At 69.3% G+C, this 22,266-nt stretch carries 23 protein-coding genes; 6 read left to right on the top strand and 17 right to left on the bottom strand.

Translation table 11 applies throughout. The features are described 5' to 3' along the window. Positions 1-33 precede the first annotated feature (33 nt). From JF781_RS07450 to ssd, 3 genes are read right to left on the bottom strand one after another with little or no spacing between them, the layout of a single operon-like run. A complete protein-coding gene (locus tag JF781_RS07450) occupies positions 34-834 on the bottom strand; it encodes a type II secretion system F family protein (protein ID WP_225326178.1) in 801 nt (266 codons plus the stop codon). After that, a complete protein-coding gene (locus tag JF781_RS07445) occupies positions 831-1,994 on the bottom strand; it encodes a TadA family conjugal transfer-associated ATPase (protein ID WP_225326177.1) in 1,164 nt (387 codons plus the stop codon). Before JF781_RS07445 ends, JF781_RS07450 begins: the two co-directional genes overlap by 4 nt. Next, complete coding sequence (gene ssd, locus JF781_RS07440; protein ID WP_225326317.1) at positions 1,991-3,049, bottom strand: septum site-determining protein Ssd; 1,059 nt, start codon at positions 3,047-3,049, stop codon at positions 1,991-1,993. The genes JF781_RS07445 and ssd overlap by 4 nt, the downstream gene beginning before the upstream one ends. Before the next feature lie 512 nt (positions 3,050-3,561). On the opposite strand from ssd, the gene JF781_RS07435 reads away from it, so the two are divergent. Then, on the top strand, positions 3,562-4,419 hold the full coding sequence (locus tag JF781_RS07435) for an HAD-IB family hydrolase (protein WP_225326176.1): 858 nt from the start codon (positions 3,562-3,564) through the stop codon (positions 4,417-4,419). A gap of 449 nt (positions 4,420-4,868) precedes the next feature. On the opposite strand, the gene JF781_RS07430 is transcribed toward JF781_RS07435, so the two are convergent. The 6 genes from JF781_RS07430 to JF781_RS07405 all read right to left on the bottom strand — a co-directional run bounded on the left by JF781_RS07430 (position 4,869) and on the right by JF781_RS07405 (position 11,373). Beyond that, a complete protein-coding gene (locus JF781_RS07430) occupies positions 4,869-5,627 on the bottom strand; it encodes an oxidoreductase (protein ID WP_225326175.1) in 759 nt (252 codons plus the stop codon). Between the two features lie 11 nt (positions 5,628-5,638). Continuing rightward, positions 5,639-7,276 (bottom strand): ABC transporter ATP-binding protein, encoded by a 1,638-nt coding sequence (locus tag JF781_RS07425; RefSeq protein ID WP_225326174.1) that lies wholly within the window; start codon positions 7,274-7,276, stop codon positions 5,639-5,641. Beyond that, positions 7,273-8,148 carry an ABC transporter permease gene (locus JF781_RS07420; protein ID WP_225326173.1) on the bottom strand — a complete coding sequence of 292 codons (876 nt, stop codon included), beginning with the start codon at positions 8,146-8,148 and terminating at the stop codon, positions 7,273-7,275. Before JF781_RS07420 ends, JF781_RS07425 begins: the two co-directional genes overlap by 4 nt. Further along, positions 8,141-9,067: an ABC transporter permease gene (locus tag JF781_RS07415; RefSeq protein ID WP_225326172.1), complete on the bottom strand. Its 927-nt coding sequence runs from the start codon at positions 9,065-9,067 to the stop codon at positions 8,141-8,143. The genes JF781_RS07420 and JF781_RS07415 overlap by 8 nt, the downstream gene beginning before the upstream one ends. Before the next feature lies 1 nt (position 9,068). Further along, entirely contained in the window at positions 9,069-10,697 is a 1,629-nt protein-coding gene (locus JF781_RS07410) for an ABC transporter substrate-binding protein (protein WP_225326171.1), read from the bottom strand. 133 nt (positions 10,698-10,830) lie between these two features. Continuing rightward, positions 10,831-11,373, bottom strand: coding sequence for a DUF4232 domain-containing protein (locus JF781_RS07405; RefSeq protein WP_225326170.1), 543 nt, complete (start codon positions 11,371-11,373; stop codon positions 10,831-10,833). Between the two features lie 134 nt (positions 11,374-11,507). On the opposite strand from JF781_RS07405, the gene acs reads away from it, so the two are divergent. Beyond that, entirely contained in the window at positions 11,508-13,463 is a 1,956-nt protein-coding gene (gene acs, locus JF781_RS07400; protein WP_225326169.1) for an acetate--CoA ligase, read from the top strand. 10 nt (positions 13,464-13,473) lie between these two features. On the opposite strand, the gene JF781_RS07395 is transcribed toward acs, so the two are convergent. Further along, the gene (locus tag JF781_RS07395; RefSeq protein ID WP_225326168.1) at positions 13,474-14,172 is read right to left on the bottom strand and encodes a S1 family peptidase; all 699 of its coding nucleotides are present in this window, start codon (positions 14,170-14,172) and stop codon (positions 13,474-13,476) included. Between the two features lie 235 nt (positions 14,173-14,407). Here JF781_RS07395 and JF781_RS07390 point away from each other — a divergent pair, with 235 nt between their 5' ends. Together JF781_RS07390 and JF781_RS07385 are read left to right on the top strand one after the other, a co-directional pair. Further along, the gene (locus JF781_RS07390; RefSeq protein WP_225326167.1) at positions 14,408-14,932 is read left to right on the top strand and encodes a phage holin family protein; all 525 of its coding nucleotides are present in this window, start codon (positions 14,408-14,410) and stop codon (positions 14,930-14,932) included. After that, positions 14,933-15,904 (top strand): alpha/beta fold hydrolase, encoded by a 972-nt coding sequence (locus tag JF781_RS07385; protein ID WP_225326166.1) that lies wholly within the window; start codon positions 14,933-14,935, stop codon positions 15,902-15,904. It abuts the gene before it with no gap. On the opposite strand, the gene marP is transcribed toward JF781_RS07385, so the two are convergent. Genes marP through nth form a run of 4 tightly spaced genes read right to left on the bottom strand, consistent with a single transcriptional unit; the run spans position 15,897 to position 19,340 of the window. Beyond that, positions 15,897-17,090, bottom strand: a complete 1,194-nt coding sequence (gene marP / locus JF781_RS07380) for an acid resistance serine protease MarP (RefSeq protein ID WP_225326165.1) — start codon at positions 17,088-17,090, stop codon at positions 15,897-15,899. The two genes, JF781_RS07385 and marP, sit on opposite strands and share 8 nt — an antisense overlap. 11 nt (positions 17,091-17,101) lie before the next feature. Beyond that, positions 17,102-17,920, bottom strand: coding sequence for a CoA pyrophosphatase (locus tag JF781_RS07375; protein WP_225326164.1), 819 nt, complete (start codon positions 17,918-17,920; stop codon positions 17,102-17,104). Positions 17,921-17,949: 29 nt separating this feature from the next. Then, the gene (locus JF781_RS07370) at positions 17,950-18,627 is read right to left on the bottom strand and encodes a TlpA disulfide reductase family protein (protein WP_225326163.1); all 678 of its coding nucleotides are present in this window, start codon (positions 18,625-18,627) and stop codon (positions 17,950-17,952) included. Between the two features lie 32 nt (positions 18,628-18,659). Further along, complete coding sequence (nth, locus tag JF781_RS07365) at positions 18,660-19,340, bottom strand: endonuclease III (RefSeq protein WP_225326316.1); 681 nt, start codon at positions 19,338-19,340, stop codon at positions 18,660-18,662. A 173-nt stretch (positions 19,341-19,513) separates the two neighbouring features. Between nth and JF781_RS07360 the strand changes: the two genes are divergently transcribed. Both JF781_RS07360 and crp read left to right on the top strand, forming a co-directional pair. Further along, positions 19,514-19,909, top strand: coding sequence for a hypothetical protein (locus tag JF781_RS07360; protein WP_225326162.1), 396 nt, complete (start codon positions 19,514-19,516; stop codon positions 19,907-19,909). A 103-nt stretch (positions 19,910-20,012) separates the two neighbouring features. Next, complete coding sequence (gene crp / locus JF781_RS07355; RefSeq protein WP_007772229.1) at positions 20,013-20,687, top strand: cAMP-activated global transcriptional regulator CRP; 675 nt, start codon at positions 20,013-20,015, stop codon at positions 20,685-20,687. 105 nt (positions 20,688-20,792) lie between these two features. Here the strand turns inward: crp and JF781_RS07350 are convergent, their stop codons facing one another. From JF781_RS07350 to JF781_RS07340, 3 genes are read right to left on the bottom strand one after another with little or no spacing between them, the layout of a single operon-like run. Then, positions 20,793-21,584, bottom strand: a complete 792-nt coding sequence (locus tag JF781_RS07350; RefSeq protein WP_225326161.1) for an MBL fold metallo-hydrolase — start codon at positions 21,582-21,584, stop codon at positions 20,793-20,795. A 5-nt stretch (positions 21,585-21,589) separates the two neighbouring features. Then, complete coding sequence (locus tag JF781_RS07345; protein ID WP_225326160.1) at positions 21,590-22,057, bottom strand: RidA family protein; 468 nt, start codon at positions 22,055-22,057, stop codon at positions 21,590-21,592. 2 nt (positions 22,058-22,059) lie between these two features. After that, entirely contained in the window at positions 22,060-22,221 is a 162-nt protein-coding gene (locus JF781_RS07340; RefSeq protein WP_095576409.1) for a DUF4177 domain-containing protein, read from the bottom strand. Between the last annotated feature and the right edge of the window lie 45 nt (positions 22,222-22,266).

The following is a 22,266-nucleotide window of genomic DNA, read 5'->3' as shown; positions in this document are numbered from 1 at the left end:
CGCTTCGCTCTGCATCGTCACCGGCGCGGTTCATCACGCCACCCGATCGACGATGCGGTCCGACCACAACAGCCCGCCGCAGGCCAGCGTCGAACCGATGAGCAAGAGCCACCCGCCCACATGCCCGCCCAGCAGGAAGGCCAGCGGTCGGGCCCCGATCAGTTGACCCAGCAGCACCCCGAGCACCGGCAGGGCGGCCAGTATCGCCGCGGTCGCGCGCGCACCGGCCAGGCTCGATGCAACGCGCGCCGAGAACCGTTGCCGCTCAGCGATATCGCGCTGGGCGGCGCGCATCAGGGTCGCTATTCCCAACCCATTGTCACTGGCCAGCCGCCAGCACAGCGCGAGCCGCTCCCAATGCGCGGGTAGCGCCGACGAGCGTGCGGCGGCGGCCAGCCCGGCCGCGACATCGGCACCCAACCGGGCCCGCGCCGCCACCGAGCGCAGCGAGTCCGCGACCGCGCCGGCGGTCTCGTCGGCGGCGACGCCGAACGCGCGCACCGGATGGGAGCCCGCCCGCAGCTCACCGACGAGCACATCGAGCGCGGTTTCCAGCGCGCGGCCCTCCCGCGTCGCGCGTCGCATGCGGCGGCGACGCCGATAGCGCAGGCTCACGGTCGCGCCCACGACCGCGAAGCACAGAACGGTCGTCAGCGGCAGCAGGACCAGGGCGGCGCAGCCCACACCCACAGCCACCCAGCCCGCGCCGCGAAGCCCGTTCGACGGGAGCCGCCGGCGCGGCGACGCCGCCGGACGGAGCCGGCGCCGGGGCGAGGGCCGACCGACCACCAGCGCGAGCGACAACAGCAGCGCGCCGGCCTGCGGGCCGTTCACGCCGGCATCCGGCTTTGCAGGACGCGCCGCAGTTGCGGGGCGTCGTCGGTCATCCCCCGATCCGCGTGCCACACCGTGACCGCCCGGACCTGTCCTCGAACCGGTTGCAGCACAGCGATTTCAGCGAGTCGCCGCCGACCGGTGCGGTCGCGTTCGACATGCAGTAGCACCTGCACGGCCGCGGCGAGTTGGCTGTGCAGGGCCGCCCGATCGAGACCGCCGAGCGCGCCCAGCGCTTCCAGGCGTGCGGGGACCTCGCCGGGGTTGTTGGCGTGCACGGTGCCCGCGCCCCCGTCGTGCCCGGTGTTCAGCGCGGCCAGCAGGTCGACCACTTCGGCGCCCCTGACCTCGCCGACCACGATGCGGTCGGGCCGCATCCGCAGCGCCTGCCGGACCAGTTGGCGCACCGGGACTTCGCCGACGCCTTCGACGTTGGCGCACCGCGCGACGAGTTTCACCAGATGCGGGTGCCGCGGCGCCAATTCGGCGGCATCCTCGACGCAGACGATCCGTTCGGCGGGCGGCACGGCGCCCAACATCGCGGCCAGCAAAGTCGTCTTGCCCGCGCCGGTTCCGCCGCTCACCAAAAACGCCAGCCGGGCGGCGATGATGTCGGCGACCAGCGCAGCGGCCGCGGGCTCGATCGCACCCGCGGCGGTCAGGGCCGCCAAGTCCTGACTGGCCGGCCGCAGCACCCGCAGCGACAAACAGGTGCCCGCGGCGGCCACCGGCGGCAGCACGGCATGTAGCCGCACCGCGAACCCCCCGGCCCCGATGCCGGTCAGCTCGCCGTCTACCCAGGGCTGCGCGTCGTCCAGCCGCCGTCCGGCGGCCAGCGCCAGTCGCTGCGCCAAGCGCCGCACCGCGGCCTCGTCACGGAAGCGAATCCCCGTTCGGCGCAAGCCGTTGCCGTCGTCGACCCATACCGCGTCCGGTGCCGTGACCAAGACGTCGGTCGTACCGTCCGCGCACAGCAGCGGTTCGAGAACGCCGGCGCCGGTGAGTTCGGTCTGCAGCACGCGGAGATTGGCCAGCACCTCGGTGTCGCCGAGCATCCCGCCGGACTCGGCCCGGATCGCGGCGGCCACCACCGAAGGCCCCAGCGGCCCGGCTTCGCCGGCCAGTCGCTCGCGGACGCGCTCGATCAGCGAACCACTCACGCCGCCCGACCGTTCCGCGCCGCCCGCGCGCCGGCGGGCGGCAGCACCCCAAGCACCTCGCGGGCCGCCGCCGCGAGCGCCGACCGCCGCCCCAATCGCAGGCCGCCGCGTTCCACCTGCTCGCCGAGTTGCGGCTGCGCTTTGATCGCCGCCAGCAACGGCAGGCCGGCGATCTCGGCGACCTCCGCCGCCCGCAGTCCTCCCGGCGACGGTCCCCGCACCACCAGGCCCACGTTGGGATTGACGGACGCCAGGGCCGGCGCCATCGCCGTGGTCGCCGCGCAGGCCCGCACGTCACAGCGGCTGGCGACCACGACAAGGTCGGCGGCGCTCAAGGCGGCCTGGGTCGCGTCGGTGAAGCGGCGAGGCAGGTCGCAGATCACGCTGACCGCGCCCCGACGGCCCGCCTCGACGATGGCGTGCACCGCCCCGGCGTCCACCTCGTACCCGCGCCGAGTTCCGGAGAGCACGCTGATTCCGCGGTGTCGCGGCAACGCATCGCGCACCGCCGGCCAGGTGAGCCGCCCACCGCGCAGCGCAAGGTCCGGCCAGCGCAACCCCGGCGCGTTTTCACCGCCGAGCAACAATTCGATGCCGCCACCCCACGGGTCGAGGTCCACCAGCAGCGCTTCGCTGGCGGCGTGAGCCAGGGCGACCGCGAGCACAGAGGCGCCGGCGCCGCCGCAGCCCCCGATGACGGCGACCGCGTGGCCGCGCGACCCGTCGTCGCGCGACGACTCGGCGGCTTCGGCGAGTTCACCAACCAGCTCGGCCGCGTGCCCGGGCAGTCGCAGCACGTGCCCGGCGCCGACGCCGACGGCGGCCGCCCACGTCGTCGGGTCGGGCTCGGCCGCGGTCACTACGGTCACGTGATCGCGGCGTGGCAGCGCCCAGCGCTCGCAGCGCACCGCGGCCCCCGCGTCCAGCACGATGGCCGCGGCCGCCGCCCAGGTCTTGCGGCTCACCGGCGTCGCGTCGCCGGCATGCACGACGCGAATCCCGGCCGCTGCCGCCACGCGCTCCACCTCGGCGCGCAGTTCGGGCTCCGCCAGCATCGCCAATACACCCGCAGAACCCTCGGCGCGGTGGGCGGCTTCGGTCGTGGAGGTGCCGGTCATCCGCCCACTGTGCGGGGCCCCAACCTTGGCACACCAGTCCCAAACGCGGATTTGGGGATAGAGACGTGAGTGTGCACAAACCGCGCGCGGCGGCGGTGCGCCAGCGACGACGGACGAACTCCCCGCAACGCATCGAGGGCCAATCCCAGCGCCCGAAACCGGGGGGAAACGGCCCAAAAAGACCCGAGAAAAGGGACGACCCCCGCCAGGGGGGGAGGAGGCGAGGGTCGTCGTGCATCAGCCCCGGGGGGTCGGGCTGATACACCCTCGGCTCAGGCCGAGTAATGCTTACTATACACATGACAGTCCGCAATAACGCAATAGATCATTTACTGAAAAATGACCTTGAGCCGCGAAAACACTGCTCCACCGGCCACCCGCACGGCCCTGAGCGGCCATTTCCGGTGCGGGACCACGGCACGACGGCACCGCCGACCTATGCTGGGTCCGTGACCGTCTTCGACCCGGCTGCCGAGCAGTCAGCCGCGGGCCAATCAGCGGCAAGCACCACGTCCCGCGCCCGCACGGCGGCCTTCTTCGACCTCGACAAGACGATCATCGCCAAGTCCAGCACGCTGGCGTTCAGCAAACCGTTTTTCGCACAGGGCCTGCTCAATCGCCGCGCCGTGCTCAAGTCCAGCTACGCCCAGTTCATCTATTTGCTCTCCGGTGCCGATCATGACCAGATGGATCGGATGCGGGCGCACATGACCAATATGTGCACCGGCTGGGACGTGGAACAGGTCAAATCGATCGTCAACGAGACGCTGCACGACATCGTGACCCCGCTGGTGTTCGCCGAAGCCGCCGATCTGATCGCCGCCCACAAATTGTGCGGGCGTGACGTCGTGGTGGTCTCGGCCTCGGGCGAGGAAATCGTCGCGCCGATCGCCCGGGCCCTGGGCGCCACCCACGCGATGGCCACCCGGATGGTCGTCGAGGACGGTCGGTACACCGGCGAGATCGCGTTCTACTGCTACGGCGAGGGCAAGGTCCAAGCGATCCGCGAGCTGGCCGCTCGCGAGGGCTATCCGCTCGAACACTGCTACGCCTACTCCGACTCGATCACCGACCTGCCGATGCTCGAGACGGTCGGTCACCCCAGCGTCGTCAATCCCGACCGCGGGTTGCGGAGGGAAGCCGTCGAACGCGGCTGGCCCGTGATGTCCTTCTCCCGCCCGGTGTCCTTGCGGGACCGCATCCCGGCGCCGTCCGGCGCGGCGATCGCCACCACCGCGGCGGTGGGCATCAGCGCGCTCGCCGCCGGCGCGGTCACCTACTCGCTGTTGCGCCGCTACGCGTTCTAGGCCACAGCAAACACGTGAGGCGCGCCATCCAATGCGCCTTGGCTGCATTCGCCAAATTGGGCCTTGCTGTGCTAGGGGTCTAGTAGTACAAAGGAACCACGGAAGCCCGGTGAGGCCTAGGTCGATCCGGAAGAGAAGGTTCGATCTCCCGATCCGGGCGCCCAGCACGGTGCCCGGCACCCACGCGGAGTCATAGCCGCGAAAATGGCAGAAGTGTTGCGGGCCTGCGTAATTGCGAAAAGCGGAAGCGTCGACGGCCCTTTGGGTGGGGCTGCAACCAGAAGCGTCGCAAGATCGCCGAGGCCAACCCACGCAGCCCCGAAATGCACGCTTGGTAACCGAGTCCCGTGCTAGCGGGCGGCGGACCGATCATTCGGAACGTCGCCCGCTCTACACTTTTCCGACCCTTTTCCGGTGCCGATTTCCCGGCCTTTCGCCCCCCGCTTCAGCTACCGATTCGACATCGAGTCGGCGATCGCCAGAGCCTCTTTCGCACCGGCTTGCATCGCTCGGCAACACAGCACCAGCCACGCGCCCACCCCCTCGCGCGTGCCATCGGCGAAACCCTGTGCCGCGTCGCGGTACGCCGCGGGCTGACGCATCCAGCTGACCTCGGGCACCCCCAAGCCGTGCGGGTCCAGCCCGCTGGCGATGGTCACCAACCTCGACACCGCGCGGGCGACCACGCCGTCCGAACTGCCGAATGGCTTCAGCGTCAACAACTCACCGTGCGCGACCGCGGCGATCACCGGGGCCGGCGCCTGGGTGCGGCCATTCACCAACTCCGCCAACAGCTCCAGCCGCGGCCCTACGCCGGCATCGGCGCGCGGGCGACCCAGATGCTCGGCGTCGGTCTGATCGGCCGCGGCCAGCATGTGCAGACGGGCAAGCGCCTGCAGGGGCGCGCGCCGCCAGATGCCCACGACGGGGCCTTCGCCGCCCTCGAGCGCCTGCGCCACCCGGAGCGCGCCCGCGAACACCGGATCGCTGACCTTTCCGGCGTCGGCGAGATCCTCGAGCCGGATGGGGCCGCCGTCGAGGACCGACGACGCGCGCGCCGCCCGCAGCGCGGCCTCGGCGGCGGTCACGGGCCAGCCGCGCAAGTTGGCCCGGTGGCGATGGGCGCGCCCCAGCGCCTCGCGGGCGCGGTCACTCGCCTCGGCGACGCCGGGCAGTTCCATCAGGGGGGCCAGAGGATCAGCCGTCACAGCTTGACAACCTATCTCCGTCGGATTGTCCGCGCGTGCGGGATGGCCTCCAACAGCTGCCGCGTGTACTCGTGGCCGGGGCGAGTGAACAGCTCCTCGGTGGGCGCGTGCTCCACCGCGCGGCCCGCGCGCATCACCAACACGTCGTCGGCGATCTGGCGGATCACCGCGAGGTCATGGCTGATGAACAAGTAGGCCAGGCCCAGTTCGGCCTGCAGATCGGCCAGCAGGTCCAGGATCTGCGCCTGAACCAGAACGTCGAGCGCGGACACCGCCTCGTCGCACACCAGCACTTCGGGACGCAACGCCAGCGCGCGAGCGATCGCCACCCGTTGGCGTTGGCCACCGGACAGTTCGCGGGGCAGGCGATCCAATACCGACGACGGCAGCGCCACCTGGTCGACGAGGTCATGCACCGCTTGTGCGCGCTGCCTGCGGTCGCCGACCCGGTGAATCCGCAACGGTTCCTCGATGGCACGAAACACCGAGTACATGGGATCCAGGCTGCTGTAAGGATTTTGAAACACCGGCTGCACCCGCCGGCGGAAAGCAAGCTGCGCGTCCCGGGGCATCGCGTCGTCGATTCGGGTGCCGTCGAAAACCACCGCGCCCGAGGTGGGCGGCAGCAGGCCGAGCACCATCCGCGCCAGGGTCGATTTTCCCGACCCCGATTCCCCGGCGATCGCCAGCGTGCGCGCGCGGCGCAGCCGAAACGACACCGCATCGACGGCGCGGAATTCGCCGCGCCGACACGGAACACCGTGGGATTCGCGGTAGACCTTGGTCAACTCGGAGGCGACGAGGATTTCGTCGGCGTCGCCCTCGTCCGGCTGCCCGGCTCTCGGACGCGACCGCGCGGCGCCCCGGACCGCCAGTGCAGGAGCCGCGGCGACCAGCCGGCGGGTGTATTCGTGCTGCGGGCTTTGCAAGATCGACTGCGCCGCACCGGATTCCACCACGACGCCGCGATGGACGACGACCACGGACTCGGCACGCTCCGCGGCCAGGGCCAGGTCGTGCGTGATCAGCAGTAGCGCCGTGCCCAGTTCGGTGGTGAGCCGCTGCAGGTGGTCGAGCACACGCCGCTGCACCGTGACATCCAGCGCGGACGTCGGCTCGTCGGCGATCAACAGCCGCGGCCGGCCCGCCAACCCGATCGCGATCAGCGCACGTTGGCACATGCCGCCGGACAGCTGATGCGGGTAGCGCCCGGCGTGTTTCACCGGGTCCGACATCCCCGCCGCGGCGAGCAGCTCCATCGCGCGTTCGCGGGTGTGCGGGTCGGAGGTGTTGGCCCGCAACGCTTCCCGGATCTGAAAGCCGACCTTCCACACCGGGTTCAGGTTGGTCATCGGATCCTGCGGAATGTAGCCGATCTCCCGACCCCGGATCGCACGCATCGCTCGGCGGTCGGCGGCCGAGATGTCGACGCCGTCGAACACGATGCGCCCGCCGGTGATTCGCCCGCCCGGCGGAAGGAGTCCGAGGATCGCCGCGGCGGTGGTGGATTTCCCCGATCCCGATTCGCCCACGACGGCGACGGTCTGACCGGGCAGCACGGACAGGTCCAGGCCACACACCGCGGCCTGACCGCCGAAACTGACTTCCAGGCCGTCCACCAACAGCAGTGGCGGGGCGGTTGCGCTCATGCCCGCCACGCCCTCGACGCCGGATCCAGCGCGTCGCGCAGCGCGTCGCCCATCATCATGAAGGCCAGCACGGTCATGGCCAGGGCGCCGGCGGGATAGAACAGGATGGGCGAGCCCGCCCGCAGCCGCGTCTGGGCGAGATTGATGTCGCCGCCCCACGACACCACCGACGTCGGCAATCCGACACCGAGGTAAGACAGCGTGGCCTCGGTGACGATGAATAGGCCGAGGGCGATGGTGGCCACCGCGATGACCGGGCCCAGGGCGTTGGGTAGCGCGTGCCGGAGCATGATCTGAAACCTGCTCATCCCCAACGCTTTAGCGGCGAGGACGTAGTCGCTGGCGCGCACCGAGAGCACCGCACCGCGCGCGATCCTGGCCACCTGCGGCCAACCGAACAACGCGAGGATCGCGATCACCGTCCACACCGTGCGATGGTGCAGGACCTGCATGAGCACGATAGCGGCAAGCAGCAACGGCAGCCCGAAGAACACGTCGGTGACACGGGAGACCACCGCGTCGATCCAGCCGCCGTAGAAGCCGGCCAACGCGCCCAGCGCGCCGCCCACGACGAACACGATCGCGGCAGCCCCAAGGCCGACCGTGACCGAGGCGCGCGCGCCATACACCGTGCGCGCGTACACGTCGTGGCCCTGCAAGTCGGTGCCGAACCAGTGCGCGCGCGACGCGGGCAGCAGGCTCTGGCCGGGATCGGCATAAGTCGGATCCACGGATGTGAACAACGCCGGAAACATCGCGACGGCAACGATGAACGCGATCAACAGTGCCGCACCGATGAACTTCGGGCGCCGGTGCAAGCGCCGCCACGTGTCGCGCCAGAATCCGCCCCGTGCGGTGTTCGGCTCAGCCATAACGGATCCGGGGATCCAGCGCGGCGTACAGCAGATCCACCATCAGATTGGTGAGCAGGTAGATCATCACCAGCACGGTCACGATCGAGACCACGGTGGGCGCCTCTTGCCGGGTGACGGCTTGGTAGAGCACGCCGCCGATGCCGTGAATGTTGAAGATGCCTTCGGTCACGATGGCCCCGCCCATCAGCGCGCCCAGGTCCGCTCCCAGAAACGTCACGACCGGGATCAGCGAGTTGCGCAGGATGTGCACCGTCACGACCCGGGGCCGTGACAATCCTTTGGCGGTGGCGGTGCGCACGTAGTCGGCATGCGCGTTGGCGGCCACCGCCGACCGGGTCAACCGCACCACATAAGCGAAAGACACCGAGCCCAGCACGATTCCGGGTAACAGCAGGCGCGCGAAGGTGGCTCGTTGTCCCACCGTCACCGGGGCGATGCCCAACCGGACCCCGAACACGAACTGCGCGAGGAATCCCAGCACGAAGATGGGGATCGCGATGATGACCAGGCCGGTGATCAACACCGTCGAATCGAAAAGGCCACCCGCACGCAGGCCCGCGACCAGCCCGAACCCGATTCCCAGCACCGCCTCGACGGCCAGGGCGATCAACGACAGCCGCAGGGTGACCGGAAACGCGTGTGCGAGAACGTCACTGACGGGAAGCCCGGAGTAGGCGCGGCCCAGGTCGCCATGCAAAACGCCGCCGAGGTAGCGCAAGTACTGCACGATGAACGGGTCGTCGAGGTGATAGCGGGTGCGCAGCTGCGCGGCGACGGCCGGCGTCAGGGGGCGATCGCCGGCGATCGCGGCCAAGGGGTCGCCGGGCAGCAGGAAGACCATGCCGTAGATCAGCAACGTGGCGCCGAGGAACACGGGCACCATGACGGCGATCCGGCGCGCGATGTACCAGCCCATGTCAAGCCTTGACGATGTTCTCGTAGTCGGGCAGCCCGTTCCAGGTGACCGTGACGTTGCTGACCTCGGGTGACCATCCGACCACGCTGATGTAGTTCCACAGCGGAACAACGGGCATGTCGTGGAACAGGATTCGTTGGGCTTCGTTGGCCAGCCTGGTGGCCTGCGCCAGGTCGGGTGCGGCTTCGGCGGCCGCCAGCGCGGCGTCGAACTTCTCGCTGGAGTAGCCGACGTCGTTGGATCCCGCGCCCGTGGCGAACAGCGGGGCGAGGAATTCGATCATCGACGGGTAGTCGCCCTGCCATCCGGCGCGAAACGCGGTGGCGATGCTGCGGTTGGTGATCTGGGTGCGAAACCCCGCGAAGGTCGGTTGCGGCGCGCCTGCCGCGTCGATGCCGAGCACGTTCTTGATGCTGTTGGCCACGGCGTCCACCCAATCCTGGTGTCCCGCGTCGGCGTTGTAGGCGATCGCGTAGCGTCCGCTCCAGGCCGAGATCGCATCGGCCTGCGCCCAAAGTCGCCGCGCCCGATCGGGATTGAAGTCCAACGCGTCACTGCCGGCGATGTTCGGATCGAACCCCGGCAGTGATCGGGCGGTGAAATCGCGTGCGGGACTGCGGGTGTCGGCGAAGATCTGCCGGGAGATCTGCGGCCGGTTGATGGCGGCCGACAGCGCCAGGCGGCGCAGCCGGCCTTCCTCGCCCCCGAAATGCGGCAGCCGCATCGGGGTGTCGAGGCTCTGGTTTATCGCGGCCGGGCCGCTGGTGACCTTGTCGCCGAGGTCGCGCTTGTAGACCGGCAGGGCGCTGGGCGGGATGGTGTCCAGCACGTCGAGGTTGCCCGACAGCAGGTCGGCGTAGGCGGTGTCCAGGTTGGCGTAGAACTCGAAGCGCAGCCCCTTGTTGTGTGGCTTGCGGTTGCCGCGATATCCGGGGTTGGGCCGCAAGTCGATTCGGACGTTGTGCTCCCACGCCGGACCGTCGGGGCCTTGTACGAGTTGGTACGGTCCGTTGCCGATCGGGTGCTGGCCGAACCCGCTCATGTCCCGAAAGGCGGCCGCCGGCAACGGATAGAAGGCGCTGTGTCCCAACCGCATCCTGAAGTCGATGGTCGGCGCCTTGAGCCGGACGGTGAACTCCAGGTCGTTGATCACCCGCAGCCCGGACATCGTGGTCGCGGTCGGCTTGCCGTCTCCGGTGAGGCCGGCGACCGCGTCGAAGCCGTCGATTGGGCCGAAGAAGCATTGCTGCAGTTGGGCATTGGTGCTCAGCGCGCCATAGTTCCAGGCGTCGACGAACGAATGCGCCGTCACCGGTGAGCCGTCGGTGAACGTCCAGCCGGGTTTGAGGATGACGCGGTAGTTGACGTTGTCGGTGGTGTCGATCGACTGGGCGACCTCGGGCGACGGGTGGCCGGCGGCATCGTAGGACATCAGGCCGGCGAAGAGCCGGTCGAGGATCCGGCCACCCTGGCTGTCGTTGGTGCCGGTCGGGATCAGTGGGTTGGGTGGTTCGCCGCCGTTGACCACCACCAGATCCGGACTCAGCACACCGCCGCCGCATCCGGCCAGCGAGGCGACCACGAGCATCGCGGCGACGACCGGGGCCAGCAAGGCCGGCGGGGTCCGCATCGCACGCATGACACCCGACCCTAGGGCCTGAAGTCGTGCGGGGGTGAAGTGCCACGACCGCGTCTGCGACCTAGAACCCCCGGGTGGTCGTCCCCGCGCGCGTCTACTGTCTGGCCAGGGCCGACTGACTCGCTCAGACCGCGGTGACGGGATGCACCTGCAACTCGCAGGCCTCGATGGTGGCCGACACCGTCACCACGTTGGTGGTGCCGGGCGGATTGACGAGCAAGTCCGTGTAGGTGGGGCACGGCTTTCCCTCACCGTCGACGGCGACGCCCTCGACGATCGCCTGGCCCTGGGTCGAGATGGACAGGATGACGGCGGGCGCGACGTTGACGCCGCTGGGCAGGCCGCCCATGTATCCGCGCAACGTGGGCCGGGCGTGCACCAATGGGCCGCCGGCGCCCGAGTCGACCCCGGCGTATCCGGCGATGGTGCAGGGCTCCGCGCCGCCGGCGAGGGTGAAGATCAGGGTCACCGCGCGGTGCCCCACCGCGGCCTCCGTCGGGGAGGCGGACACGGCGATCTGGTCCGACCAGCACGGCGTCGGCGCGTCGACGGTGTCGGCCGGCATGGCCGACGCGGGCCACCCCAGCACCGCGGCGGCGGCGTAAGTCGTTGCGGCCGCGGCGAAGCTGGGGGCTAGTCGGCGGATGCTCCGCCCATGACCCGGCACACGGTGATTATCCGCCCTGAGGGCACACTTTGACCCCGGATTCGGCACACAACTGCCGCTCGCAGAGCCACGCCGCACACAGCTAGGCTCGCAGTCGGCCAGCCAACGGCGCAGTCTCGACACAGGAGAAGCCAGTGACCGCAACCCACCCTGCGGGCCCCTCGTCGTATCCCCCGTCGGCGCACTTCGTCGAACAGGCCAACGCGGGCGAGGAGCTGTACCGCGAAGCCGAACAGGACCGGCTGGCCTTCTGGGCGAACCAGGCCAATCGGCTGTCCTGGGCAACGCCGTTCACCGAGGTGCTGGACTGGTCCGACGCGCCGTTCGCCAAGTGGTTCGCCGACGGCAAGCTCAACGTCGCGTACAACTGCGTCGATCGCCACGTCGAGGCCGGCCACGGGGATCGCATCGCCATCCACTGGGAGGGCGAGCCGGTCGGTGACCACCGCAGCCTGACCTACGCGCAGCTGCAAGCCGAAGTCTGCAAGGCCGCCAACGCGCTGACCGATCTCGGCCTGGTAGCCGGTGACCGCGTCGCGATCTACCTGCCGCTGATCCCCGAGGCGGTGATCGCGATGCTGGCCTGCGCGCGCCTGGGCGTCATGCACGGCGTCGTGTTCGCGGGCTTCACCGCCAAAGCGTTGCAGGCCCGCATCGCCGACGCCGACGCCAAGCTGCTGATCACCAGCGACGGGCAATTCCGCCGCGGCAAGCCCGCGCCCCTCAAGGACGCCGCCGACGAGGCGGTTGCGGGCCCGGACAGCCCCATCGAGCACGTTGTGGTGGTGCGGCGCACCGGAATTGACGTGTCCTGGGATGACGACCGCGACCTGTGGTGGCACGACGTCGTGGACGCCGCCTCCCCCGAACACACCCCGGAGCCGTTCGGCGCCGAGCAGCCGTTGTTCCTGCTGTACACCTCGGGCACCACCGGCAAGCCCAAGGGCATCGTGCACACCAGCGGCGGCTACCTGACACACGCCGCCTACACGCACCACTACGTCTTCGACATCAAGGCCGACACCGACGTGTTCTGGTGCACCGCCGACATCGGCTGGGTCACCGGACACACCTACGGTGTATACGGTCCGCTGGCCAACGGGGTCACCGAGGTGCTCTACGAAGGCACACCCGACAGCCCGACCCAGCACCGTCATTTCGACATCATCGAAAAATACGGTGTGACAATCTATTACACGGCGCCCACGCTGATTCGCACATTCATGAAGTGGGGCCGCGAGATCCCCGATGCGCACGACCTGTCCAGCCTGCGGCTGCTGGGGTCGGTCGGCGAGCCGATCAACCCCGAAGCGTGGCGCTGGTACCGGAAGGTGATCGGCGCCGAGCGCCTCCCGATCGTCGACACCTGGTGGCAGACCGAGACGGGCGCCACGATGATCTCCCCGTTGCCGGGGGTCGCTGCGGCCAAACCGGGTTCGGCGATGAGGCCGCTGCCGGGGGTCTCGGCGAAGATCGTCGACGACCACGGCGAGGAGCTGCCGCCGCCGGGCGAGGACAAGGGCGAGCACGTCACCGGCTACCTGGTGCTGGACCAGCCGTGGCCGTCGATGCTGCGCGGCATCTGGGGCGATCCGCAACGTTATGTCGAGACCTACTGGTCCCGATTCGCCGAGCAAGGCTGGTATTTCGCCGGTGACAGCGCCTATTACGACGCCGACGGCGACATCTGGGTGGTCGGCCGCATCGACGACGTGATGAACGTGTCGGGCCATCGGCTCTCCACGGCCGAGGTGGAGTCGGCGTTGGTCGGCCACGCCGCGGTGGCCGAGGCGGCGGTGGTCGGCGCGACCGACGAGACAACCGGTCAGGCCATCTGCGCGTTCGTCGTCCTGTGCGCGGATTTCGAGGTGCACGACGGAATCGTCGACGACCTGCGCGTCGAGGTGGCCCGGGAGATCTCCCCCATCGCGCGTCCGCGCGAGGTGCACGTGGTGCCCGAGCTGCCCAAGACCCGCAGCGGCAAGATCATGCGCAGGCTGTTGCGCGACATCGCCGAGAACCGCGAATTGGGCGACACCTCAACGCTGCTCGACCCCGGCGTGTTCGACGCGATCAGGGCGGCGAAGTAGCCGGTGCCGTTCAGGCCGGCAGCGGGCTGAACCCCGCACCGGGGCGGTGCTTGGCGTTGATGTCGCCCAGGATCGCGTTGAAGGACTGGACCACCGCCGGGGTGTGCAACGGGATGTACTTGACGATGCATGTCGGCAGGTTGTCGCTGAACGCCCCGTGGATCATTCCGACCAACTCATTGTTGACGGTCACCGGCGCGCCGGAATCACCCGGTTGGCCGCAGACCTGCATCACGATGGTGCCCGGGGTCTGGCCCGCCCCCCAGGTGACGCCGCACGAATTGCCGGTGGTGCGGCCCTGTTTGCAGGCGATCTCGCCGAAGGCCGGGTCCGGGCCGATGCCGCTGATCAAGAAGCCGTTGAAGTTCGCCACCGGTGTCACCTTGGCCGGATCGAACTTGATCACCGCGTAGTCGAGGTTGTCGTTGCCGGCGACCATGGTGCCCAATATCCCCGCGTTTTCCGCGCCCTCGGCGGCGACCTGAGCGCCCGGGCCCCCGCAGTGCGCGGAGGTGAATCCGATGAGCTCGCCCGCGGCATCCCCACCGATGGTGGTCAGCGTGCACATGGTGTCGCCGTTGACAACGATGCCCGCCCCACCCCCCAGCGGGATCCTGACATCAGCGGCGGCGGCGTGGCCATGCGAACCGAGCACGGCCACGAGCAGGGCAACCATCGCCACCAAGAAGCATCGGTGCGCCCTCCGCACAGCCTCACTCCCATCGTCGGCCGGACATCGCGACCGGCTTGGCCGAGTGTAATCGGCCGGGGAGCCATGTTCGCTTCGGCCGCGCGTCCCGGCCGACCGCGTTCTGGCCGAACCCAACTGGCCAGCGGGCGGTCGCATGTTCGGCCGGCCTCGTCTGGCTTCTCCTGTCCAGGCGCCACGTGGCAACATGAACCGCGACGACAGCGAGCCTGGCGACGACGAAAGAGGACGGTCTGTGAGCAAAGCCGATGGCAAGAACGGTGTGCCCAGCACGCTGACCACGATTCCGTTGACCGACCCGCACGCCAAGCCCACCGAGTCGTCGATCGGCGACCTGATCAAGGACGCGACGACCCAGGTCTCCACGTTGGTGCGCGCCGAAGTCGAACTGGCCCGCGCCGAAATTACCCGCGACGTCAAAAAGGGCCTCACCGGTAGCGTTTTCTTCATCGCCGCGCTCGTGGTGCTGTTCTACTCCACCTTCTTTTTCTTCTTCTTCGTCGCCGAACTGCTCGACACCTGGCTGTGGCGCTGGGTGGCTTACCTGATCGTCTTCGGGATCATGGTGGTGGTCGGCGCCGCACTCGCCTTGCTGGGCTTCCTCAAGGTGCGCCGGATTCGAGGGCCGCGCCAGACGATCGAATCGGTCAAGGAGACCCGCACCGCGCTCACGCCGGGCCATGACAAGCAACTCACCCAGTCGCACGGCAGGCACGCGAAGCGCGGCGACGAAGCCGCCGGCGATCCCTCGGGCGGGTAGATGGCGCCGCCCGATCCGTCGGTAACCCGCATCGACGGGCCGTGGCGCCACCTGGATGTGCACGCCAACGGCATCCGCTTTCACGTCGTGGAGGCCCTTCCTCCCCGCGATGCCGGCGGCCTGCCGCCGACGGCGCGGCCGTTGGTGATGCTGCTGCACGGATTCGGATCGTTCTGGTGGTCCTGGCGTCACCAGCTGCGCGGGCTCACCGGCGCGCGCGTGGTCGCGGTCGACCTGCGCGGTTACGGCGGCAGCGACAAGCCGCCCCGCGGCTACGACGGCTGGACGCTGGCCGGGGACACGGCCGGACTCATCCGTGCGCTCGGGCACTCCTCGGCGACGCTGGTCGGCCACGCCGACGGCGGGCTGGCCTGCTGGGCCACCGCGCTGCTGCATTCGCGGCTGGTCTCGGCCATCGCGCTGATCAGCTCGCCGCACCCGGCGGCGTTGCGGCGATCCACATTGACGCGACGCGACCAGGGTTACGCGCTGTTGCAAACATTGCTGCCATACCAACTGCCGTTGTGGCCCGAGCGCCTGCTGACCCGCAACAACGCGGCGGAGATCGAACACCTGGTCCGCAGCCGTAGCTGCGCGAAATGGCTTGCATCCGAGGACTTTTCCGAGACCATCGGCCATCTGCGGACGGTGATACAGATTCCGGGGGCCGCGCACTGCGCGCTGGAATACCAGCGCTGGGCGGCGCGCAGCCAGCTGCGCGACGAGGGGCGGCGGTTCATGAGGTCGATGTGCCAGCAGCTCAGTGTGCCGCTGTTGCACCTACGCGGCGAGGCGGATCCCTACGTGCTGGCCGACCCGGTCAATCGGACGCAACGTTACGCGCCGCAGGGGCGCTACGTATCCATCGCCGGCGCAGGGCATTTCAGCCACGAAGAGGCACCCGAGGAAGTCAACAGGCACCTGACGAGATTCCTCGACCAGGTGCACGCGTCCCGAGCCGGCCTCAACTGACGCAGGACCCGGTGCCCACCGTCTGCGTGTCACCGATTTTGGCGAGCTGACCGGCCACCTCGTCGGCGGTCAGCACAAAGCCGGTGTCGGGGTCGTCGACGGCCGCGCCGAACACCACACCGAGCACATGGCCGTCGAGATCGATCAACGGTCCACCCGAATTGCCTTGCTCCACACCGGCTCTGATCGTGTAGACGTCGCGGGTGACCGGCGCCGGGTCCCGGTAGATATCGGGCCCACTCAATTTGATCAGCTCCCGGATCCTGGCCGGTGTCGCGGTGAAGTTGCCCCCACCCGGATAACCGAGCACGACGACACTGGCACCCGTCTTCGCCTCGGTCTGCGCGAACGGCAACGGCGGTGGCGGCAAGTTGGGGACCGCCAGGATCGCGATATCGACCGACGGATCGTAGGACACCACGGTCGCGTCGAGGGGGCTGCCGCTGGCGTAGATCTGAACGCTGTTGGAGCCGGCCACTACATGCGCATTGGTCATCACCCGGTCGGGCGCGATCACGAATCCACTGCCCTCCAACACCTTCTGGCAGCTGGGGGCCAGGCTGCGCACCTTGACCACGCTGGGGGCGGTGGACTGCACCACCGGATTGCGGGCCAACTCGGGGTCGGGTGAGGCGACCGGGATGACCGGGGTCCGGCTGAACGGCTCCAACACGGCGGGCAGGCCGGACGTGTTCAACAGTGCGGACAGCCGCTTGGGCACCGTCTTGAGCCAAGGCGGTGCAACCTCGTTGACCTGAGCCAACACTCGCGAACCCCGGACCGCGGCGGCCAGCTCCGGCTGGTCCTTCGACTGCGTCAGCGGCGTCGCCAACAGCCACGCGGCGGTCAACACCACGACGAGCTGCACTCCCACCCCGATGACCGAGTCGAGAGTGCGGATGGAGCGGCTGCGGATCGCGCCCCGGACTGCTCGCCCCAACACCACGCCGGCGACCTCACCGATGACGACGAGCGCGAGGATCAAGAACAGTGCCGCAAACAATTTGGCGCGCGGGGCGGCGATGTGGCTGACAAGGTGGGGCGCCAGCAACACCCCGGCGATCGCGCCGAGCAACACCCCCACGAACGAGAGCAGCGAACCCAACGCCCCCGACCGCCAACCCGAGACCGCCGCGATGAAGGCGACCGCCAGCACGGCGATATCCAGCCACTGCGACGGGGTCATCGAATTCATGTTCATCGGCGGGTCTCGCCCCGTTCACCGACCAGCGCCATCGCCGCGTCCAGCTCCCGCTCGTCGGCGGTGTCCCAGGGCTGCGCCCAGCCGGCGACGTCGAGCAACGCGGAGATCACCTGGCCAGTGAATCCCCAGACCAGCATCTCGTTGAGCAGAAACGCCGGGCCGGCCCACCGGCGGCCGAGGTCGCCGCGGTACACCATCAACCGGTTTTCCGGATTGATGAAGGCGCGCACCGGAACTCGTGCGACGATCGCCGTCTCGGCCTCGTTGACAACGGCCACCGGACCGGGATCCGGCGAGTACGCCAACACCGGGACGACGTGAAACTGCGAGGGCGCGATGAACATTCGCTCCAGGGTGGCCAGCGGATGCAGCCTGCTGACCTCGATTCCGGTTTCCTCGCGGGCCTCGCGCAGGGCGGTGGCCACCGGGTCGGCGTCGGTGGGATCGGCGGCGCCACCGGGGAACGCGGCCTGGCCGGCGTGGTGACGCAAGGTCGACGCCCGCACGGTGACCAACAGGTCGGCGTCGTCGGGGAGGCCGCCATCGGGTGGACCGGATTGCGGGCCGGAGAACAACACCAGGACCGCGGCTTCGCGGGAGCCTCCGCGCAGGGCGGTGACCGCCGAAGCGGCCTTGGTGGTGATCATCGCCAGCACGTCGGCCGGCAGCCGGCGCCGGGCCGCATCCGGAACGTCATCGACGTTGTCGACCAGCGGACGCAGCCAGGACGGGCAGGCGTCGGGCGTCAGCGGAACGGTCCCGCGTGTGGGGGCGGGGTCCCCATTCCGCAGGGGCGAACCCCCAGCACTCACGGCCCCTCCAGTCGGCTCAATTTTTCCGCTTATCCCCTGTCGGTTCCGATCGCCGCCGCGATCTCGTCGGCAGTGGTGAAAGCTCGCGGCAGCGTCTGCGCAACGCTACCGTCCGGCCGCAGAACCACCGTCGCGGGCATCACATTTACCACCCTCAGCGCGGCCGCGACCCGGCGACGACCGTCCTGCAAGGTCGGCAGCCGAACGCCGAGCTCGGCCAGCCGCAGCAAGGCGGCGGTCTCGTTCTCGTCCTGATGCACCGTCACCACCGTCACGTCCGAACCGGCCCGCCGTTGATACTCGGCCATCGCGGGCAGTTCGGCGGCGCACGGCGCGCACCAATACGCCCACAAGTTGAGGACCACGCGGCGCCCGGCCACCGCGCGGGCGACATCGACGACCGAACCGTCGGCCGCGCACTCCGCCGTCACGCCGCGCAGGGCCTCGGGGCCGGGACCGCTTCCGGCTCCGGGGCACGGCGCCAGGCCGGCCCGTTGCCGCGGACCCGCCAACGCCGCCGGGGTGTCGGCGTCGCGGTGTTCCCGGTCCGCCGCGGTCTGATCGCCACGTTCGGTCGCCGGAGTCCCCGTCGTGGCCGGGTGGTCGCGCAGCTGCGCCACCAGCGCCGCGATGAGCGCCACGACCACCGCCAGAATCGCGATGTGCCAGCGAGCCTTCCGGGTGAGCGTCGGCCTCCACATCGGCATGCGGTCCCTGTGCGAGTCGGTTCCGGCGCGGGTTACAGCCCGGCCAGCGCGAGCAGGTGCTCGGTTTCCGGACCCCGCACCAGGGGCGCGGCCAGCGGCGCCTCGGTGGGTCCCAGGCCGAAGGAGGGGCAGTCCTTGGCGATCAGGCAGACGCCGCACGCGGGTTTGCGCGCGTGGCACACCCGTCGGCCGTGAAAGATCACCCGGTGACTCAGCATGGTCCACTCACTGCGCTCGATGAGCTCGCCGACGGAGTGCTCGATTTTGACCGGGTCGTTGTCCGTGGTCCAGCGCCACCGGTGCACGAGCCGCGCGAAATGCGTGTCGACGGTGATGCCCGGGACCCCGAAGGCGTTGCCCAGGATCACGTTGGCGGTCTTGCGGCCCACACCGGGCAGCGTGACCAGCTCGCCCATGGTGCCCGGCACCTCGCCCTCGAACCGTTCGATTAGGGCCTGGCCGAGGCCGATCAGCGAGGACGCCTTGTTGCGGAAAAAGCCGGTCGGGCGGATCAGGGTTTCCAGTTCGGCGCGGTCGGCCTGGGCGTAGTCGAGCGCCGACGGGTACCGCTTGAACAGTGCCGGCGTCGTCAGATTGACCCGCTTGTCGGTGCTCTGCGCGGACAGGATGGTGGCGACCGTCAACTCCAGCGGCGTGGTGAAGTCCAGCTCGCAGTGCGCGTCCGGAAACGCTTGTGCCAGCGCACGATTCATCCGCCGCGCCCGTCGCACCAAGCCAACTCGGGATTCCTGCGACCAGCGCCGGGCCTCGACGCCACCGGGCTGGGCCGGCGTCGACTTCGACCGCCCGGACGACTTTGCCACTGTCACCTACGACAGAGTACTGATTTCGTGATCTCGCCGAGACCTCGTGTTGATGCAAGGCCATGTTTACTCTTCGTGTGTCATGGTTGCTGGTAGCCGGCGTTCCGGTGCTGCTGATGCTGGCGGCGCTCGGTCTGGGTCGGCTCGAGTTCGAACTCACCCATGACGCCCTGGCAGTGGCCGATGTCGACGAGTTTCTCGAGCGCGCGGGCGACGTCGATATGCGCACCCTGGCCTGCGAAGGCATGCCCGAGGCGCTCGAGTACCTGCATCGACGCGAGGCCCGGCAACTGTCCGGCCCCGTGCTGACCGGGCGCACCGACGGGCCGCGCCACGCCGCGCCGTCATTTGCCGTCGGCTTCGTCGACCGCGATGAGATGACATTGCCGACGCGAATCCACGGCCATTCGCACGTCAATCCGCAATTTAGGGCACCTCGACACGCCAATCGTGTGTAGCGTTGGCACGTTAGACACAATGGCGTTCCTCTAGACTCGTCACGCGAGCAAGGGATCAGCCTGCCCGTATACATTAATTTTCTGGGAAAGTTGAAGAGGCAACGTGGACGAGATCCTGGCAAGGGCAGGAATCTTCCAAGGGGTTGAGCCCGGCGCGGTCACAGCGCTGACCAAGCAGCTGCAACCCGTCGACTTCCCCCGCGGACACACAGTCTTCGCTGAGGGGGAACCGGGGGATCGGCTCTACATCATCGTCGCGGGGAAGGTGAAGATCGGTCGCCGCTCGCCCGATGGACGCGAGAACCTGCTGACGATCATGGGCCCGTCGGATATGTTCGGCGAACTGTCGATCTTCGACCCGGGTCCGCGGACTTCCAGCGCCACCACCATCACCGAGGTGCGTGCGGTGTCGATGGACCGCGACGCCCTGCGGGCGTGGATCGCCGATCGCCCCGAGATCGCCGAGCAGTTGTTGCGGGTGCTGGCCCGACGGCTGCGCCGCACCAACAACAACCTGGCCGACCTCATCTTCACCGACGTGCCCGGCCGGGTGGCCAAGCAGCTGCTGCAGCTCGCCCAGCGTTTCGGCACCCAAGAAGGCGGCGCCATGCGGGTCACCCACGACCTGACGCAGGAAGAGATCGCGCAGTTGGTGGGGGCCTCACGGGAGACGGTGAACAAGGCGCTGGCCGACTTCGCCCACCGCGGCTGGATCCGCCTCGAGGGCAAGAGCGTGCTGATCTCGGACTCCGAAAGGCTCGCGCGCCGAGCTCGATAAGCCCCGGGCGCGAACGTTGGTCCGCGAGCGTAACGTGGCTGCGATTTTCGGCGCTCAATTTCGCAGTGGCGTTACGCTCGCGAACGCTCGCCGGGCGAGTTCGCGCTAGCCGCGCAGATGATCCAGCTGGACCTGCACCGACCACTCGGCGGCGTCCCACAGCTTCTCGTCGACGTCGACGTAGACGTGTTCGACGATCTGGCGGGCGTCCGCGTCCTCGCCGAGCTCCCGCAGCGCCGATCGCACCTGCTCCAGTCGCTCATGCCGGTGCGCGATGTATCCGCGCGTGACGGCGTCCAGGTCCGGCAACTCCGGCCCGTGCCCGGGCAGCACGGCGCGATGGCCCAGACCGCGCAACCGGTGCAGCGATTCCAGGTAGTCGGTGAGGCTGCCGTCTTCCTTGTCCATCACGGTGGTGCCGCGGCCCAGGACGGTATCGGCGGTCAGCACGGCGTCGTCGAGCACGAAGGACAGCGAATCGGCGGTGTGGCCGGGGGTGGCCATGACTTTGATCGTCAGTCCGGCCGCATCGATCACCTCGCCGTCGACCAGCTCGCCGCCAAGCCCACGCAGGAAGCCGCTGCCCGCCGACCGGACCGTCGCGCCGGTGCGCTCGACGAGCTTGTCGATGGCGTCGGTGTGATCGCCGTGCCGGTGGCTGATCAGCACCAAACCGATGCGGCCCAGCGCGGCGATCCGCGCGATGTGCTCGTCGTCGTCGGGCCCGGGGTCCACGATGACCAGCTCGTCGCTGCGCGGGCCGCGCAGCACCCAGGTGTTGGTGCCCTCCAGCGTCATCAGGCCTGGGTTGTCGGCCAGCAGGACCGAGACCGTGTCGGTGACCGCCCGCAACCTGCCGTATGCGGGGTGGGTCAGCGACTCGGCAACCTCGGTCACGGCCGTCAGCCGACCTCGACGATCAGCTCCACTTCCACCGGCGCGTCCAGTGGCAGCTCGGAGACGCCGACCGCCGACCGCGCATGCGCGCCCCGCTCGCCGAACACCTCGCCGAGCAGGTCGGAGGCGCCGTTGATGACGCTTGGCTGGCCGTTGAAACCGGGAGCCGATGCGACGAACCCGACGACCTTCACCACCCGGGTCACCGAGTCGATCCCCACCAGGGAATCGACCGCCGCCAGCGCGTTGAGCGCGCAGATCCGCGCCATCGCCTTGCCCTCGTCGGGGGTGACCTCCGCGCCGAGCTTGCCGGTGCCCGCCAGCTTTCCGGCCTGCATCGGCAGCTGGCCCGCGGTGTAGACCAGGTTGCCCGTGCGCACCGCCGGTACATAGGAGGCCAGCGGCGCGACCACCTCCGGCAGCGCGAGACCGAGCTCCCCGATGCGGGCCTTCCAGGAAGGCTGGGCGCTCATCTTTACTTGGGGCGTTTGAGGTAGGCGACGTGCTGTTCGCCGGTCGGGCCGTTCAGCACCGAGACCAGCTCCCAGCCGTCGGCGCCCCACTGGTCGAGGATCTGTTTGGTGGCGTGCGTCAGCAACGGGACGGTGACGTACTCCCAGGCGGTCGGTTCGCTCATGCGGCGAGCTTATCGGTCGGTGGTGAACCGCTCCGGCCAGCCCGG

The organism is Mycobacterium sp. WUMAC-067, assembly GCF_020217485.1.
Taxonomy (GTDB): Bacteria; Actinomycetota; Actinomycetes; order Mycobacteriales; family Mycobacteriaceae; genus Mycobacterium.
Note: the sequence above shows the minus strand (reverse complement) of the source record. Positions and strands in the feature narration are given on the sequence as shown.

Coding starts and splice junctions, on each gene's coding strand:
- ssd (WP_225326317.1), bottom strand. CDS start 3,049: ATGCTGGCGGAGCCCGAACTGCGCGCCGAGGTGGAGCGCGTGGCGGCA.
- JF781_RS07425 (WP_225326174.1), bottom strand. CDS start 7,276: ATGAGCGCAACCGCCCCGCCACTGCTGTTGGTGGACGGCCTGGAAGTC.
- JF781_RS07420 (WP_225326173.1), bottom strand. CDS start 8,148: ATGGCTGAGCCGAACACCGCACGGGGCGGATTCTGGCGCGACACGTGG.
- JF781_RS07415 (WP_225326172.1), bottom strand. CDS start 9,067: ATGGGCTGGTACATCGCGCGCCGGATCGCCGTCATGGTGCCCGTGTTC.
- JF781_RS07410 (WP_225326171.1), bottom strand. CDS start 10,697: ATGCGGACCCCGCCGGCCTTGCTGGCCCCGGTCGTCGCCGCGATGCTC.
- JF781_RS07385 (WP_225326166.1), top strand. CDS start 14,933: ATGGCGCCGCCCGATCCGTCGGTAACCCGCATCGACGGGCCGTGGCGC.
- marP (WP_225326165.1), bottom strand. CDS start 17,090: ATGACCCCGTCGCAGTGGCTGGATATCGCCGTGCTGGCGGTCGCCTTC.
- JF781_RS07370 (WP_225326163.1), bottom strand. CDS start 18,627: ATGCCGATGTGGAGGCCGACGCTCACCCGGAAGGCTCGCTGGCACATC.
- nth (WP_225326316.1), bottom strand. CDS start 19,340: ATGAATCGTGCGCTGGCACAAGCGTTTCCGGACGCGCACTGCGAGCTG.
- JF781_RS07360 (WP_225326162.1), top strand. CDS start 19,514: ATGTTTACTCTTCGTGTGTCATGGTTGCTGGTAGCCGGCGTTCCGGTG.
- JF781_RS07345 (WP_225326160.1), bottom strand. CDS start 22,057: ATGAGCGCCCAGCCTTCCTGGAAGGCCCGCATCGGGGAGCTCGGTCTC.
- JF781_RS07340 (WP_095576409.1), bottom strand. CDS start 22,221: ATGAGCGAACCGACCGCCTGGGAGTACGTCACCGTCCCGTTGCTGACG.